General features: G+C 71.0%; 16 protein-coding genes. 10 read left to right on the top strand and 6 right to left on the bottom strand.

From position 1 onward, the window contains the following. From ftsL to ON38_RS08305, 5 genes are all read right to left on the bottom strand, one after another. A partial coding sequence (gene ftsL / locus ON38_RS08325; protein WP_051164498.1) for a cell division protein FtsL occupies positions 1-559 on the bottom strand: 559 nt, incomplete at its 3' end. 229 nt (positions 560-788) lie between these two features. Beyond that, positions 789-1,766 carry a 16S rRNA (cytosine(1402)-N(4))-methyltransferase RsmH gene (gene rsmH / locus ON38_RS08320; protein WP_039823744.1) on the bottom strand — a complete coding sequence of 326 codons (978 nt, stop codon included), beginning with the start codon at positions 1,764-1,766 and terminating at the stop codon, positions 789-791. 277 nt (positions 1,767-2,043) lie between these two features. Further along, positions 2,044-2,475, bottom strand: coding sequence for a division/cell wall cluster transcriptional repressor MraZ (gene mraZ, locus ON38_RS08315; RefSeq protein WP_039823743.1), 432 nt, complete (start codon positions 2,473-2,475; stop codon positions 2,044-2,046). A 484-nt stretch (positions 2,476-2,959) separates the two neighbouring features. Beyond that, complete coding sequence (locus ON38_RS08310; RefSeq protein ID WP_039823742.1) at positions 2,960-3,388, bottom strand: SCO2097 family morphological protein; 429 nt, start codon at positions 3,386-3,388, stop codon at positions 2,960-2,962. 194 nt (positions 3,389-3,582) lie between these two features. Continuing rightward, positions 3,583-3,975 (bottom strand): SAV_6107 family HEPN domain-containing protein, encoded by a 393-nt coding sequence (locus ON38_RS08305; RefSeq protein ID WP_039823741.1) that lies wholly within the window; start codon positions 3,973-3,975, stop codon positions 3,583-3,585. A 233-nt stretch (positions 3,976-4,208) separates the two neighbouring features. Here ON38_RS08305 and ON38_RS08300 point away from each other — a divergent pair, with 233 nt between their 5' ends. The 6 genes from ON38_RS08300 to ON38_RS08275 all read left to right on the top strand — a co-directional run bounded on the left by ON38_RS08300 (position 4,209) and on the right by ON38_RS08275 (position 9,659). Continuing rightward, the gene (locus ON38_RS08300) at positions 4,209-4,823 is read left to right on the top strand and encodes a GNAT family N-acetyltransferase (protein WP_039823752.1); all 615 of its coding nucleotides are present in this window, start codon (positions 4,209-4,211) and stop codon (positions 4,821-4,823) included. Further along, the gene (locus ON38_RS08295) at positions 4,820-6,385 is read left to right on the top strand and encodes a phytoene desaturase family protein (RefSeq protein WP_039823739.1); all 1,566 of its coding nucleotides are present in this window, start codon (positions 4,820-4,822) and stop codon (positions 6,383-6,385) included. The genes ON38_RS08300 and ON38_RS08295 overlap by 4 nt, the downstream gene beginning before the upstream one ends. Continuing rightward, complete coding sequence (locus tag ON38_RS08290) at positions 6,370-7,212, top strand: carotenoid biosynthesis protein (RefSeq protein ID WP_373281198.1); 843 nt, start codon at positions 6,370-6,372, stop codon at positions 7,210-7,212. The genes ON38_RS08295 and ON38_RS08290 overlap by 16 nt, the downstream gene beginning before the upstream one ends. A 16-nt stretch (positions 7,213-7,228) precedes the next feature. Next, positions 7,229-8,008, top strand: coding sequence for an LppM family (lipo)protein (locus tag ON38_RS08285; protein ID WP_157181701.1), 780 nt, complete (start codon positions 7,229-7,231; stop codon positions 8,006-8,008). After that, positions 8,005-9,198, top strand: coding sequence for a glycosyltransferase family 2 protein (locus ON38_RS08280; RefSeq protein WP_039823738.1), 1,194 nt, complete (start codon positions 8,005-8,007; stop codon positions 9,196-9,198). The genes ON38_RS08285 and ON38_RS08280 overlap by 4 nt, the downstream gene beginning before the upstream one ends. Positions 9,199-9,299: 101 nt before the next feature. After that, positions 9,300-9,659 (top strand): hypothetical protein, encoded by a 360-nt coding sequence (locus ON38_RS08275; RefSeq protein WP_051164497.1) that lies wholly within the window; start codon positions 9,300-9,302, stop codon positions 9,657-9,659. A 28-nt stretch (positions 9,660-9,687) separates the two neighbouring features. Here ON38_RS08275 and ON38_RS08270 read toward each other — a convergent pair whose 3' ends face one another. After that, the gene (locus tag ON38_RS08270; protein ID WP_039823736.1) at positions 9,688-10,689 is read right to left on the bottom strand and encodes a methylenetetrahydrofolate reductase; all 1,002 of its coding nucleotides are present in this window, start codon (positions 10,687-10,689) and stop codon (positions 9,688-9,690) included. A gap of 215 nt (positions 10,690-10,904) precedes the next feature. On the opposite strand from ON38_RS08270, the gene ON38_RS08265 reads away from it, so the two are divergent. The 4 genes from ON38_RS08265 to ON38_RS08250 all read left to right on the top strand — a co-directional run. Beyond that, complete coding sequence (locus ON38_RS08265; protein WP_039823747.1) at positions 10,905-12,011, top strand: polyprenyl synthetase family protein; 1,107 nt, start codon at positions 10,905-10,907, stop codon at positions 12,009-12,011. A 61-nt stretch (positions 12,012-12,072) separates the two neighbouring features. Further along, positions 12,073-13,671, top strand: coding sequence for a phytoene desaturase family protein (crtI, locus tag ON38_RS08260; RefSeq protein ID WP_039823746.1), 1,599 nt, complete (start codon positions 12,073-12,075; stop codon positions 13,669-13,671). 140 nt (positions 13,672-13,811) lie between these two features. Then, positions 13,812-15,410, top strand: coding sequence for an alpha-(1->6)-mannopyranosyltransferase A (locus ON38_RS08255; protein ID WP_085995370.1), 1,599 nt, complete (start codon positions 13,812-13,814; stop codon positions 15,408-15,410). Beyond that, a partial coding sequence (locus ON38_RS08250; protein ID WP_039823734.1) for a squalene/phytoene synthase family protein occupies positions 15,407-15,686 on the top strand: 280 nt, incomplete at its 3' end. The genes ON38_RS08255 and ON38_RS08250, both read left to right, overlap by 4 nt.

Here is a 15,686-nt window from a genome sequence, read left to right as displayed (position 1 = left end):
GCGCCGGGACCGGCACGATCCGCTCGCCGGGGTCCGCGCCGGAACGGGGTGCTCCACCACGGGGCGGGCCGTTCAGCGCCGGGGCCGGCGGGCCCTGGGCGGGCTTCGGTTCGCCGACCACGGTGACCGTGCCGTCCGGGGCCACGACCAGCCGCGCCGGATCGACCGCCGGGATCATGCCCAGTTCCCGTGCGCGCGTGGCGAGTTCGGGCGCCGAATCGGCGGCGGCGACCTCCCGCTGCAATGCCGCGCGTTCGTCGGAGAGCACGCGGTTGGCCTCGCGCGCGTCACTGAGCTGATAGCTGTCCTCGGCGGCGCGGGTGGTCAGGACCAGCGTGAGTGCGAGACCACAACCGAACATGGCCAGAATGGCGGCGACGAAAGGTCCCCGCCCCGCCAGCTCCGACCGCGGCGCGACCGTCGGCGCCGCGCCGGAGGGCCCGCCGGTGCGCTGTCGGCGCCGGGCATAGGCCCGCTGTGCGGCACCGGATTTCACTCGCTCCGCGTCGTGTACTCGCCGAGCCGGTCGCCCGGTCTCGGTCCGCGTGGTCACGCTCATACCTGACACCCCCGTATCGGTGTGATGGCCCGCGGTTTCGGCCCGCGTACGCCTGTGCTGTGGTCCGTAATGCCCAGCCGGTGCTCCCCTGACACCGCGATCTTGCGAACATCGATGCGATATCCGCATATCGCACCCGCACCGTCGTACCGCAAGCGCGCCACGCGGACAAGCGAATTCGCTGCTCCACGGGCCGGCTCCGCGGCGTGGCCGATGCCGGTGCCCCGGTTCATCCCGCCTCCTGCACGATCTTCTCGGCGGCGCGCATCCGGACCGGCGCGGCGCGCGGATTCTCCTCGATCTCGGCGGGTCCGGCCTGTTCGGCGCCCCGGGTCAGGATGCGGAACTCCGGCCCCATACCCGGCAGTTCGACCGGGAGCCCCACCGGAGTACGGGATTTCGCGCGTTCGGCCAGTTCGTGTTTGACGACCCGGTCCTCGAGCGACTGATAGGACATGACCACGATGCGACCGCCGGGGCGCAGCGCCGCCAGCGCGGCCGGAAGGGCCGCGCGCAGTGAATCCAGTTCACCGTTCACCTCCACCCGCAGCGCCTGGAAGGTGCGCTTGGCGGGATGCCCACCGGTCCGCCGGGCCGGTGCGGGGATGGTGTCGTAGAGCAGGCTCACGAGTTCGGCGCTGGTACGCAGTGGCTGCCGGGCGCGGCGCCGCACGATCTCCGCGGCGATCCGGTTCGCGAACCGTTCCTCGCCGTAGACCTTCAGCACCCGGGCGATCTCGCCCTGGCTGTAGGTGTTGAGCACATCGGCGGCGGTCGGGCCGGTGGTCGCGTCCATCCGCATATCCAGCGGGGCGTCCACGGAGTAGGCGAAGCCCCGCTCCGCCTCGTCCAGTTGCATGGACGAGACACCGAGATCCATCAGGATGCCGCTGACCGACCCGGTGGCCGGCAGACCGGCCTCCGCGAGCGCGTCGGCGATTCCGTCGTACCGGGTGTGCACCAAAGTGATTCGATCGGCATAGGGCCGCAACCGATCGGTGGTGAGCGCGAGGGCGCGGGTATCGCGATCGAGACCTACGAGCCGGAGATCGGAGTGGGCGCGCAGGAAGTACTCGGCATGGCCACCGAGTCCCAGCGTGGCATCGAGATAGACGGCCGCCGGGCCGTCGAGCACCGGATCGAGCAATTCGGCGGCGCGGGTGAGCAGAACAGGGACGTGTCGCGTGCCGTGCTGCTCACGGTTCAAATCGACCTCCGGATCCGTGCCTCGCTCCGTGACGACCCGATTCGGATCGCATCCGCACCAAGGTGGGTGGGATCACCGGCGCCGAAGCGGGCGAACAATTGATTGCGCGAGATGCGGCCGCGCCGCCGTTCGATCCGGCGCGTCCACGGGGTGAGCGACAGAAGGAAAATCGGTGACGTAACGAATGCCGCGGGGTCTCTGACCGAAGCGGCACCTGGCGTCGGGGAAGTACGTCAGGGTCCGCATCCGGGCAGAGGCCGCGTGGCACTCGCGCGGGCTAGAAGATTCCGCCCAGTGCCTCGTCTCTCGCTTGTGCGTAGTCCTCCTCGTGCTCGGCGAGGTAGGTCTCCCACGCCTGCTTGTCCCATATCTCCAGGAAGTCGACCGAACCGATGACCGTACAGTCGCGGGTGAGGTTGGCGTACCGGCGATGTTCGGCCGACAACACGATCCGGCCCTGCGAGTCGAGCCGCTGCTCGTCGGTCCCCGCCGCCAGTGCCCGGACGAAGGCCCGCGCCTGCGGGTTGCTCCGGGAGGCCGACGCGGCGCGCCGGGCGAGCGCACTGAACTCGTCCTTCGGATAGACGGCAAGGCTGTGGTCCTGTCCTTTGGTGACCATCAACCCTCCCGCCAGATCGTCTCGAAACTTTGCGGGCAACGTGAGTCGCCCTTTGTCGTCCAGACGAGGTGTGTAAGTACCGAGAAACAACCCGATACCTCCTACCGGACCACCTCGAATGGTGTTGACCGGCTACGCCGGTCGAGTGCCTCACGGCCTCTCCTGTAGTGCGCGCTCCACATTACCCCACTTTCCCCCACTTTCAATCGAAACACGGGGTGATGTGCCTCCCCGGTCGTCCGATTTCGCAGGTCATCCCAGCTATCACCGGCAGGGCGAACTTTTCGCGGGCCCTGCCTCCTTGCGCGCGTCTACGGCCCTCGGCTCCGGCGGGCTCCGTCAACTTCCAGCAAACCCCCTGTTCACGCCCTTACGGACAGGAGGGTGGGGCACGGTGGGGGAACCCGGTGGGGCGGGGTGGGAAAAGGTGGTCCGGAGCACGTCGTACCGCCCGGCCGGCGGTGCGCGCATCCGGTGAGCGAACGATCCGTCCACAGACGCGAACAGCGGTGCCGCACCGGGAATCCGGTACGGCACCGCTGTCGGCTGTGTGGCCGGCGCGAGCGCCGGGAGATTACTCCTCGAACCTTCGGCGGAAGCGATCCTCCATACGTTCGGTGAACCCACCGGACCGGCGTGGCCGACCGCGCCCACCGGCCCGTTCCGAGGAACCGGTCCCGGCGGAATCGCCCGGAGAACTCCCGCCCCGGCCCGTCGTGGCGCCCTTGGCGCCGCCGAGCAGGAGCAGCACACCCGCACCGAACATGACGATGAACCCGATCAGACTGATGATCGGGAAGCCGCCGGGCCGCACCGGGAGGGCGATACCCGCGACGAGTAGAACGAGGCCGAGTACGAACAAGGCCGCGGCCTGAAGTCTACGGCGACTCGAGGTCGTACGAAGACGTCCACCGCGGACGGACGACGCGAACTTGGGATCCTCAGCATAGAGAGCGCTCTCGATCTGTTCGAGCATGCGCTGCTCGTGCTCGGAGAGTGGCACGGTACCTCCCCCGGCACTAGGACGTGGCTGTCGCCTCCGGGTAGGCGACAGATAACCCCTTGGCGGCTATCTGTCATCAATGATACGAGTTCGCCAAGAGCGGTACCACCATATGGGTGCAGCCGAACGAAGTTCGTCGCCGGATCGAATCCGGCGCGGGCCGAATCCGGAGGTCCGGCGGGTGGTGACGGCCCCTATCGGGGGATGTCGTCGGCGTCCCCCGCGGCGCGCAGGCGGGCGGCCGGCGCGATGAGATCCTCGACGTCGTGCAGGAAGGCCGCCACGCGCGAGGAGAACTCGTCGGCGGCCACCTCGTCGATATCGCGGGGCAGACCGGCCTCCAATGCCGCCCGGGTCGCGGAATGGCCACTGAAATAGTCCGCCCACATCACGAATTCGGGTGCCGCGCGTTGCAGCATCACCCACGCGTTACGGGAGCGGGCCCGGGGCGCGGTATCGGCGCCGGTGAGTGCCAGCACCGCCCCCGCGCCCCGCAGGGCGGCCAGATAGGCGACGCGGAATCGTTCCCGCGGATCCCGCTCCCCCGCCGCCTCCATGAGCAGCCCGTCGGCGCGCCGCAACAGCATCCCCGCCCGGCCCGGTTGTACCGGGTGCACGCTTCGATCCGACATAGCCGTCCCTCCGTATCTCGCCTGTCACACCCCGCGGCGGTCCACCGGTATGGCAGGCTGAGCGTGCACCGCGGGGGCGAACAGGTTTTCGAACGTTTGGCTCGAGCTTGAATATAGAGACGACCACCGACATGTTCGGGTGCCCGGAACCCGCCCTGCCGACCGCGAAAGAGCCCACCGATATCGCAATGACAGCCGTCAAGTCCAACAATCTCCCCGTCCCGGTCGTCGTCGACCTCTCGGTAACCGCACTACGCGCCCGATTGCACGACGCGCTGGCCGTCTACGTCGCGGCCATGGACTATCCGCACGGCACCGAACACCATCGGGCACCGATGTGGACCGAGCACACCCATCGGGTGGGCTGGCAGGCGGTCGCCGCGGTGGTGCCCGAGGACAACGGCGAGTTCGACCTGCGCCGTTCCCCCATCGTCGCCATCGCCTACGGCTACCGGGGCGGCCCGCATCAGTGGTGGCAGCAGCAGGTACACGCGGGGATGCGCCGCGCCGGGTGGCCGGAGCCGGCGGCCGCGCGGTTGCTCGACGACTATTTCGAGCTCACCGAATTGCATGTGCACCCCAGCGCGCAGGGACGCGGTATCGGCGCGACCCTACTTCAGCGGTTGCTGCGGGACCGCCCCGAACAGGCCGTACTGCTGTCCACCCCAGAGGTCGGCGAAGAGGACAACCGGGCCTGGCGGCTGTACCGGCGGATGGGCTTCCGCGACGTCCTGCGCGATTTCGTGTTCGCCGGCGACAACCGCCGCTTCGGGATCCTCGGCCGGTCGCTGCCGCTGCCATGAGTGTGGTGATCATCGGCTCCGGCCACAATGCGCTGGTGGCGGCCTGTTACCTGGCCCGGGAGGGTCGCCGGGTCCACGTCCTGGAGAGCGATACGGTGCTGGGCGGGGCCGTATCGACCGTCGAGCGTTTCCCCGGCCACCGGGTCGACCGGGGCTCCTCGGCGCATCTGATGGTCCGGCACACCGGGATCGTCGAGGAGCTCGAACTGGCGCGTTTCGGGCTGCGCTACCTCGACTGCGACCCCTGGGCCTTCGCTCCCGCCTGCCCGGAGACCGGCGCGCCGCCCATCGTGTTCCACCGTGATCTGGACCGGACCTGTGCGTCGGTGGCCGCCGCCTGCGGCGACCGCGACGCCGCGGCCTACCGGCGCTTCGTGACGGTCTGGGAGCCGCGGGCCCGCCGGGTGATGCGCTCGTTCGGCGGCGCGCCCACCGCGGGCCGGCTGCTGCGCTCGTTCTGGGGGCTGGACGCCCGCGATGGCGGCAGCGCCCTGTCCCGGGAGTTCCTGCAGTCCGGCGACGCGCTGCTGGACACCTGGTTCGACGACGAACGGCTGAAGGCGGCACTGGCGTGGTTCGGGGCACAGTCCGGGCCGCCCATGTCCGAACCCGGAACCGCGCCGATGGTGGCGTTCGCGGCGCTCATGCACACCCTGCCGCCCGGCCGGGCGGTGGGCGGCAGCGGTGCGCTCACCGAAGCGCTGATGGCCCGGTTGCGCGGGGACGGCGGCGAGATCACGGCCGGTGACGCGGTCACCGCGCTCACCCGCCGGCTCGACGGCTGGCGGGTGCGCACCGCAGCCGGGCGCGAATACGACGCGACCACGGTGATCGCCGGCACCCATATCCTCACCACCCTGGAACTGCTGCGCGCGGGCGGCTTCGATCCCGAGCCGCTGCGGCGGTGGCAGCGGCGGATCCGGGTGGGTCCGGGTATCGGCATGGTGGTGCGGGCCGCGACCAGCGAGCTCCCGCGGTACCCGGGCGCGACACCCGCCGAATCGGCGACCGGGTTGCAACTGCTGGTAACGGATCGGCGCGAACTGGCGCTGGCCCACGGCAGCGCCCTGGGCGGCCGGTTACCGCCGCGGCCCGTCGTACTCGCGATGAGTTTCAGCGCATTGGACCCGAGTATCGCGCCCGCCGGGCAGCATCAGCTCTCACTGTGGTCGCAATGGCACCCCTACCGGCTGGCCGCCGACGGCGGCTGGGCCCGGCACGCCGGCACCGAAGCCGACCGGATCATCGCCGAACTGGATCGGCACGCCCCCGGGTTCGCCGACTCGGTGCTGGACCGGCACGTCCAGACGCCGGTGGATCTGGAGCGCGAGATGGGGCTGCGCGGCGGCAATGTGATGCACGTGGAGATGAGCCTGGACCAGATGATGCTGTGGCGGCCACTGCCGGAACTGGCCGGGCAACGGGTGCCCGGCGCGCCCGGCCTCTACCTGACCGGTGCGTCGACCCATCCCGGGGGCGGCGTGTCCGGGGCCAGCGGACGTACCGCCGCACGCTTGGTGCTGCGCGACAGCCGCGGGATCCGCCGGTGGATACGCCGCTAGCGCGTCCGGCGCCCGGGCGGCGGCGGGACCTGCTGCCCGCGGGTCTGCTCGTCGTGCTGGTCGGTACCCAGATCGCCTACCCGCTGACCACCGGTCCGGCGCGCGACGCGGTGACGGTGGCCGTGGTCCTGCTGACAGCCGGTACGGCCCTGGTCCACGCGGCAGTGACGCGCGGGACCGGCTACGCGGCCGGGTTCGTGGTGATCGTCTCCGGCATCGGACTGGTCGCGGAGGCGGTGGGCACGGCGACCGGGATACCGTTCGGGGCCTACGACTACGCGGACGGACGCATCGGACCACAACTGTTCGACGTTCCGCTGGTGGTCCCGCTCGCGTGGACCGGCGGTCTGTATCCGATCTGGGTGGTCGCGGGCCTGCTGTGCCCGCGGCCGGCGGCGCGGATCGGCGCGACCGCGGTGGGCGCGGTGGGCTGGGACCTGTTCCTGGACCCCCAGATGGTGGCCGACGGTCAGTGGCACTGGCAGAACACCGGAGCCGGACTGCCCGGGCTGGCGGCCATCCCGTACACCAACTACCTCGGCTGGCTGGTGGTGGCGGCGGTAATGGCCGCGGTACTCACCGTCTGGGAGCGAACCGCGCGCGGAGCCGAACGGCCCGGGGTCCCGGTCCTGATGTTCCTGTGGACCTGGCTCGGGTCCGCGCTGGCGCACGCGGTGTTCCTCGGGCTGCCGTATTCGGCGGGTTACGGGAGTGTCGTCCTCGGTTTTCTCGGGGTTCCACTGCTGGTCCGGCTGGTGCGCGAGGCCACCGGACGTGGGGCCGGGCACGATCGCCGAGTCGTCGGGCCCGTCGCATGGCGTCGGTGAGTTCCGGCCTGGCACCATGTCATCCGTGCCTCCGAGTCCCGTTACCGCGAAACCCGGCTCCCCGGTCCCCGCTCCGCGCCCGCGCCTCCGTCTGCGGGTGCGGATAGCCGCGGCCCTCGTCCTGGCCGCGCTGCTCACCCCGGCGCTGGCCGGCTGCCTGCGCGTCCAGGCCTCGATGGGTCTGTCGTCCAACGACCGGGTGTCCGGCCGGATCGTGGCCGCGGTCGTCCCGGAGAACAGTGAGGACAAGGGTCCGCAGCTCACCGCCCCCGAAGCGCTGGCGGCCAAGGTGCGCATCGAGCCGTACAACCAGGACGGGTACATCGGCAGCGAGGTGTACTTCGACGATCTGAACTTCGGCGAAGTGGAACAACTGGCGCAGCTCTCGGAGCAGGCCCAGGGTCTGTTCGACCTGAAGTTCCAGCGCAACGGCGATCTGGTCAGCCTCAACGGCCGGGTGGATCTGGAGACCCTGGCCCCGCACGGGTCCGATGTGCAGCTGAGTGTGGCGTTCCCGGCCCGCGTCGCCAAGACCAACGGCAATCGCGAGGGCGATTCGGTGGTCTCCTGGAAACTGCCCGCCGGGGAGGTCAGCACCGTCCGCGCCGAGGTCGGGTACGCCGATCCGAACACCCGGTCCTTCGCGGGCTGGGCCGGGATCGTCGGCGGCATCACCCTCGCGGTCGCGGCCGTGGTCATCGCCCTCGCCTACGTGGACCGCAATCCGCCCCGGCCGGGCGCACCGGCCGGTTTCTCGTTGCGGCGCTGGTGGGACGAGGTCAAAGCCAACGCATGAGCCGACGGCCCCGGTCGTGGGGGCGGCGAGCGGTGACCGCCGGGACCGGTCTCGCCGTGGCCGGTGCCGCGCTCACCGCCTGGAACCGGCGCACCGTACCGCGCCTGTCCCCCGCGCCCGCCCCGGTCGCCGAGCACGTCACCGTCTGCGTGCCCGCCCGGAACGAGGCGGCCCTGCTCCCCGGTCTGATCGCCGATCTGCGCGCCCAGACCCGGGTGGCCCGGTTGCGCATCCTGGTCCTCGACGATGCCTCCACCGACGACACCGCCGCGCGCGCACTGCGGGCCATGGAAGACGACCCGCGCTGCGAGCTGCTACGCGGTACCACCGGCCCGCCACCGGGCTGGACCGGTAAAGCCGCCGCCTGTGCTGCCCTCGCCGAGCACGCCCGGCGGATCGGCGGCGACACCGGGGTGCTCGTTTTCCTCGACGCCGATGTCCGGCTCGCACCCACCGCGCTCGCCGCTGCGGTGACGTGCCTGCGCGAGCGCGGCGTGGCGTTACTGGCGCCCTGGCCGCGGCAACGCGCCGAGACCGCGGCCGAACGCCTGGTACAGCCCCTGCTGTGCTGGTCGTGGGCTGCCACGCTGCCCGTCGCCTGGGCCGATCGCGGTACCCGTGGTTCGACCGTCGTGTCCTGTGGGCAGTTCCTGGTCTTCGACGCGGCGCGGTATCGCGCGATCGGCGGTCACGCGGTGGTCGCCGGCAGTGTCACCGAGGATCTCGATATCGCCCGGGCCCTGCGCCGCGCCGGGGACCGGACCGCGGTGGCGGCCGCGGGCGGACTGGCGCGCACCCGGATGTATCGGGATGCGCGCGAATTGGTGACCGGCTACGACCGCTGGCTCTGGTCGGCCTACGGCGGTTCGGTCGCCGGCGGTGTGGCGGTGGCCGCCGCCGCCGCGTGGGCGTACTGGCTACCCCCGGCCGCGGCCGTCCTGGGCCGCGGCCGGCTGCGCCGGATCGGCCTGCTCGGATACCTCGCCGCGGTCACCGGCCGGCTGTTGGCCCGTGCCCTGGAGTCCGGCCGCGGGCCGGACCGCGGCGACCTCGTCGACGCACTCGTCCACCCCGCGTCGGTCGCCGCCTACCTGCTGCTGTGGCAACACTCACACCGCGCGCGGCGCAGCAACGCGCTGACCTGGCGTGGGCGTGCTCTGATACCCGGCCAAGAGCTGGATTCTCGGTGATTCTTGGTCTTGTGCCCACCGGGCACCCGGTCCGATGATGAACCCGCCCGGCACGACCGGCGGGCGGGGCCTGGCGGCCCGGGTTTCGAGGAGGCTGCACCATGACCATCGTCGGCCACACGAGCGTCGATACCACCTGGACGCAATGGCTCGAGCGGTGCTCGGTCCGGCTGCGCAGCCCACACGGCACCAGCGAACCGGTCGCCCGCCATGAGCTCAGCGAATCACCGGAGCTGCTGCCGGGCCTGCCCGGAACCTGGTGGGTCATCGACGGCCGGGTGTTCATCGCGGCCAAGCCCGGCGACCGGCTCGACCACGCCGGTGCGCGGATCGCGGGCATCGAGATCCTCGACCCGGCCGACGGCGCTCCCGGACTCCTGCTGCGCCACGACGACCACGCGCTGGAAGTGATCCGCCGGGGCGACCGGATCGCCGTGCACGTCTACGCCCCGGCCGGCTGACTTCCCCGCTGCGTCCGTCCGGCGTCGCTCAGGCGCTGATCGGCGCGGCGGTGACGCCGTACCCCAGATTCGCCAGCACCTCACTGGTCGCCTTGGCGAAGTTCAAGGTGATGAAGTGCAGGCACGGGGCACCCTCGGCGATCAACCGCTCCCCCATCTCGGTGGCGATCTCGATCCCCGCGGCCCGGACCGCGGCACGATCCTCCTCCGGCCCCGAACCAGCGGCCCGGTGCAGCCGTTCGACCACCCGTTCCGGTAGCGGCCGGCCGCACAGCTGCTCGGCGCGCTCGACCGTGCGCAGCGACGTGATCGGCATCAGTTCCGGAATGATCGGTTTGGTGCCCTCCACCGGATCCAGGGCGGCGATCCGATCGCGTAGCCGGAGATAGTCGTCGACGTCGAAGAACATCTGGGTGATCGAATACTCCGCGCCCGCGCGCAGTTTCGCCGCCAGATGGGCGGTGTCGTGGTCGAGATCGAGCGACCGGTGGTGGCCCTGTGGGAACGAGGCGACCCCCACATGGAAATCGCCCAGGTCGCGCACGATGCGCACCAGTTCCTCGGCGTACTCCACCCCCTCGGGGTGCTTGTGCCATTCACCCAGCGGATCGCCCGGCGGATCACCGCGCAGCACGAGGATATTGCTGATCCCGGAATCGGCGTAGGCCCCGACGATCGACCGCAGCTCGGCCACGCTGTGCCCGACCGCCGTGAGATGGCCGACCGGCAACAAGGTGGTCTGCAGGGCGAGCTCGCCGGTGACGCGCACCGTGCGCTCGCGGGTGCTCCCCCCGGCGCCGTAGGTCATCGAGACGAATGCCGGATGCATCCGCTCGAACGTGCGCACCGCACGCCACAACCGCTGCTCACCCGCCTCGTCACGGGGCGGGGAGAACTCCACGGAGAACGGCACCGCGCCCTCGGCGTGCCGGCGCAGGCTCTGCACGACCGAAGGCGTCGCGGAGACGTCCGGTGACGTGGAGGACGGCCGGCCAGGGGTCGGAAGTCCCCGCGCGTTGTCGAAAGTCACCGGCTCAGTCTAGAGGCGCCCGGTACCTCTGCCCGATCCTCTCCCACCGCCGCCTCCGGATCCGCGTCGCGGGCGCGCGCGTATTCTGCGATCAGGTCCCGCCGCTGCGGCGGGCGCACGTGGGAGGCTTCCCCGGCACCGGCGCCACCGGTTCCGGTAGCCGCGCGCCCACGCAATCGACGATCTGGGAGGTCACCCTGTCAGCCGGAACCGGTATCCCGACCCGGTCGGGCCCCACCACGGCCGTTCCCGGGACAGCGGCGTTCGCCACGGCCGTGGAACAGGCGCTGACCGAATTCTTCACCAGCCGCCGCGACCCGGTCGCCGAGCTGGGCCCGGTATTCGCCGACAGTGTCGAGGCCCTCGAATCGTTCACCCTGCGTGGCGGTAAACGCACCCGGCCCGGGTTCGCCTGGATGGGCTGGCTGGGCGCCGGCGGCGATCCGGCGAGCGCCGAGGCGGCGGCCGTGCTCCGGGCCTGTTCGGCCCTGGAACTGGTCCAGGCCTGCGCGCTGATCCACGACGACATCATCGACTGCTCCCGCACCCGGCGCCGCTTCCCGACCGTGCACGTGGACTTCGAACAGCGGCATCGGCAGGCCGGCTGGGCGGGCGATTCGGCACACTACGGCGAATCGGTGGCCGTTCTGCTCGGTGATCTGGCGCTGGCCTGGGCCGACGATATGGTGCACGATGCCGGCCTGGACGCGGCGGCGCTGGCGCGCTTCGCCCCGGTGTGGGCGCGGATGCGCACCGAGGTCCTGGGCGGCCAGCTGCTCGATGTCCACGGGGAGGCCAGCGGCGACGAATCGGTGGCCGCGGCACTGCGGATCAACCGGTACAAGACCGCGGCCTACACCGTGGAAAGGCCACTGCATCTCGGCGGGGCGCTCGCCGACGCCGATCCCGGACTCATCGCCGCCTATCGCACCTATGGCACCGATATCGGGATCGCTTTCCAGCTCCGCGACGATCTGCTGGGTGTTTTCGGGGATCCCGCCGTCACCGGTAAACCGTCCGGTGACGATCTGCGCGAAGGTAAACGCACCGTACTGGTCGCGGAGGCGCTGCAGCGCGCCGCGGAGACCGATCCGGGCGCCGGCGATACCCTGCGCGCCGCGATCGGCACCGATCTGTCCGACGCGCAGGTCGGCGAATTACGCGCCCTGCTCCTCGAACTCGGCGCGGTCGACGCGGTGGAGGCCAGGATCAGCGCACTCACCGAGCAGGGCCTGAGCGCGATCGATGCCAGTTCCGCCACGCCGGAGGCGAAGACCCGGCTGCGCGAGATGGCCCTGGCGGCCACCCGGCGCACGGCGTGACCGGCAGCGGTAGGCGTGCGAGCGCCCGGGCGGCACGCCGGTACGAGCGGAGGGACCCGTGGTGAAATCGGTACCGGGGCCGGTCGAACAGGTCGTCGTGGTCGGTGCGGGTCTGTCCGGGTTGTCGGCCGCGCTGTACCTGACCGGCGCCGGGTGCGCGGTGACCCTGGTGGAACGCGCCGACCATGTGGGCGGCCGGGTCGGGCGCTACCGGTTCGCCGATTACGAGATCGATTCCGGCGCGACCGTACTCACGCTCCCCGGACTCGTCGACGACGCACTGGCCGCAGTGGGTACCGACGCCTCGCGGGCGGTGCCGCCGCTACGGATCCGGCCGCTGGCCCCTGCCTACCACGCCCGTTTCGCGGACGGGTCCGATCTGCGGGTCTTCTCCGACCCGGAGCGGATGAGCGCCGAGGTGGCGCGCGCCTGCGGGCCGGAGGAAGCCGTCCGGTACCGGCGGCTGCGGGAGTGGCTGGGCCGGGTGTTCCGGGCCGAATACGACGAATTCCTGGCGACGAACTTCGATTCACCGCTGGATATGGTGCGGTACCCGGATAAACGAGCGGCCCTGCTCCGGCTGGTCCGGCTCGGCGGCTTCGGCCGGCTGGGCACCCGGGTCGCCCGGACCCTGCGCGATCCGCGACTGACCCGGCTGTTCACCTTCCAGGCGCTGTACGCGGGAATGGCGCCCGAACAGGCACTCGGGGTGTACGGCGCGATCCCCTATATGGACACCGCCCTCGGCGTCTACTTCCCCGACGGCGGAATGCGCGCGGTCGCCGAAACCCTGGCCGGCGCGTTCACCGCGGCCGGCGGCCGCCTCGAGCTCGGCACCGAGGTCACCGGACTCGACTATCGCCGCGGCCGCGGCCCCGACCGGGCCCGGCGGGTCCTGCTGGCCGACGGCCGGGCCCTGCCCTGCGACGCGGTGATCCTCACCGCCGATCTCGGCGCGCTGGATCGGTTCGGCGTCCGGCCCCGCCGCGGATTGCGGGCCTCGCCGTCGGCGGTCGTCGCCCACGGCACCGTGCCCACCGGCATCGCCGAGAAGTGGCCGGTACAGGCTCATCACACCATCGACTTCGGCGCCGCATGGGCCAGTACCTTCGCCGAGATCACACCGCGCCGGGGCGGCCGGCTCATGAGCGATCCCTCACTGCTGCTCACCCGGCCCGCACTGAGCGATCCCGGCCTGTACCTCACCCGCGGCGCGACCCGGTACGAACCGTTCTCGCTACTGGCCCCCTGCCCGAACCTGGATTCCGCGCCCCTGGACTGGGACCGGCTGGGTCCTTCCTATCTGCGCGAACTTCTCGCGGAACTGGAAGGGCGCGGATATCACGGGATCACCGGGCACTTCACCGTCGACCGGCTCGACACGCCCGCGACATGGCGCGATCAGGGCATGCTCGCCGGAACTCCGTTCTCGGCCGCCCATCTGTTCCGCCAGACCGGCCCCTTCCGCACCCGGAATCTCGCGCCCGGCAAGGAGAACGTAGTCCTGGCCGGATGCGGTACGACACCCGGCGTCGGCGTGCCGACGGCACTGCTGTCGGGAAAACTCGCGGCACAGCGCGTTGTGGGCGAGAATCGCGGGGCCCGGACGCGCGCCCCTGCCACCGTCCGGCTGCCTTCCGTGACGGAAGCCGTAAACTGAGCGCCGACCTATTCGCCCGCGGTTGCGACCGCCGACCATCCAGGGGGGAACGACACCAGATGCCAGCCCCCCATATGCACACCACCACCAGCACCGTTCCGGTCGCCGACGCCGATTCCGCCGTCTCCGGAGCGCCGCCCATGCGTCCGACCGCGGGTACCGGTCCCGCACCCGGCTTCTGGGGTGGGCTGCGTATCTGCGGTGATTTCCTGCGCAGCCCGGAGGGCCATGCGGCACTGCTCGGTTTCGCCGGCGCCCTGATGATCACCTTCGGCGGTTTCGGTGCCGGCGGCGTCCGCAAACGGGATCCGCTGCTCGAAGCGGTCCACCTGTCCTGGTTGCGGTTCGGCCACGGTTACGCGCTGTCGATGATCTGCGTCTGGGCCGGTGTGCTGATGATGGTGGCGGCCTGGGTCCGGCTCGGCCGGATCACGCTGGGTTTCGGAGGCCACTCCGGTGAGGTGCGGCTCAACGAACTGCGCGCAATCGTCGGGATCTGGATCGCACCACTCATGTTCGCGGTCCCCATGTTCAGCCGCGACGCCTACTCCTATCTGGCCCAGGGCGCGTTGCTGCGCGACGGTTTCGACCCGTATCAGGTCGGCCCGGTCGCCAATCCCGGCATCCTGCTCGACAACGTGAGCACGGTCTGGACCACCACCACCGCACCCTACGGCCCGGTGTTCCTGCTGCTGGGCCGGGCGATCACCGCGGTCACCGGCGACAGCGTGGTCGGCGGCACGATCGCCCTGCGGTTCGTGATGCTGCCCGGCCTCGTCCTGATGATGTGGGCCGTGCCCTATCTGACCAAACACCTGGGCGGCCGGCCGACCGTCGCCCTGTGGCTGGCGGTGCTCAACCCGCTGGTGCTCATCCACCTCATCGGCGGCGTGCACAACGAGATGCTGATGGTAGGCCTGATGTGCGCGGGGATCGCGCTGGTACTGGAACGCCATCATGTGGCGGGCATCGTGGTGGTGGCGATCGGGGTCGCGATCAAGGCGACCGCGGGCGTCGCCCTGCCCTTCCTGGTATGGATCTGGATGTTGCACGAACGCGAACGCCGCGCCGAGGACGGCCAGCGTGCCGCACTGGCCACCAGCAGCCGGGAATTCCTGGCCCACCATTGGAAGATGTTCGCCAAGATCGCGGGTCTGGGCCTCGCGGTGTTCGCGGCGGTCTTCGTGGCGGCGTCGGCGATCGCCGGGGTCGGGATCGGCTGGCTCACCGCGTTGTCGGGGTCGCGCAAGATCATCAACTGGTTGTCGCTGCCCACCGTCATGGCCCACGCCGTCACCTGGATCACGCCCTTCGGGCTGGACTCGACCCTCGAGGTGACCCGCATGCTGTGCATGCTGGCACTGGTGGTGCTGCTGGTGTGGACCTGGTGGCGGTTCAAACTCACCGAACGTGACGCGGTCCTGGGCATCCTGATCGCCTTCGTCGCCATCGTGATCCTCTCGCCGGCCGCGCTGCCCTGGTACTACTCGTGGCCGCTGGCGCTGGCCGCCGGTTTCGCGCTGTCCACCACCACGCTGATGACACTGGTCGGTGTCTGTACCTGGCTGATGCTGGTATTCCAGCCCGACGGCTCGATCGGCCTGTACAACTTCTGGCATGTCGCGGCCGCGACCTTCGCCTCCGTGGTCGCCGCCCTCTCGCTGCGCACCGTCGACCCGCTGCGCTTGCGCGGCACGCCCCGGGCGGTTTCCGCGCCCGCCGTCTCCGGCGGTCTGTGAACGGCGGCAGCGTTGTGCGGCCCGGCGCGCTCGCGCCGCCGCAGGCCGACGCCGCCGCACTGCGCGACGCCTACCGGCACTGCCGCCGGGTGGCCGCGGCGCACGGTCGTTCCTACTATCTGGCGACCCGGCTGCTGTCGGCCGACCGCCGCCCCGCGGTCCACGCGCTGTACGGTTTCGCCCGCACGGTCGACGATATCGTCGATGATCCGCACGCCGCCGACGATCCCCAGCGGGCCGTGCGCGCACTCGACGCGGTCGAACACGGTCTCCGCG

This window comes from Nocardia testacea NBRC 100365, assembly GCF_000308775.1.
Taxonomy (GTDB): Bacteria; Actinomycetota; Actinomycetes; order Mycobacteriales; family Mycobacteriaceae; genus Nocardia; species Nocardia testacea.
Note: the sequence above shows the minus strand (reverse complement) of the source record. Positions and strands in the feature narration are given on the sequence as shown.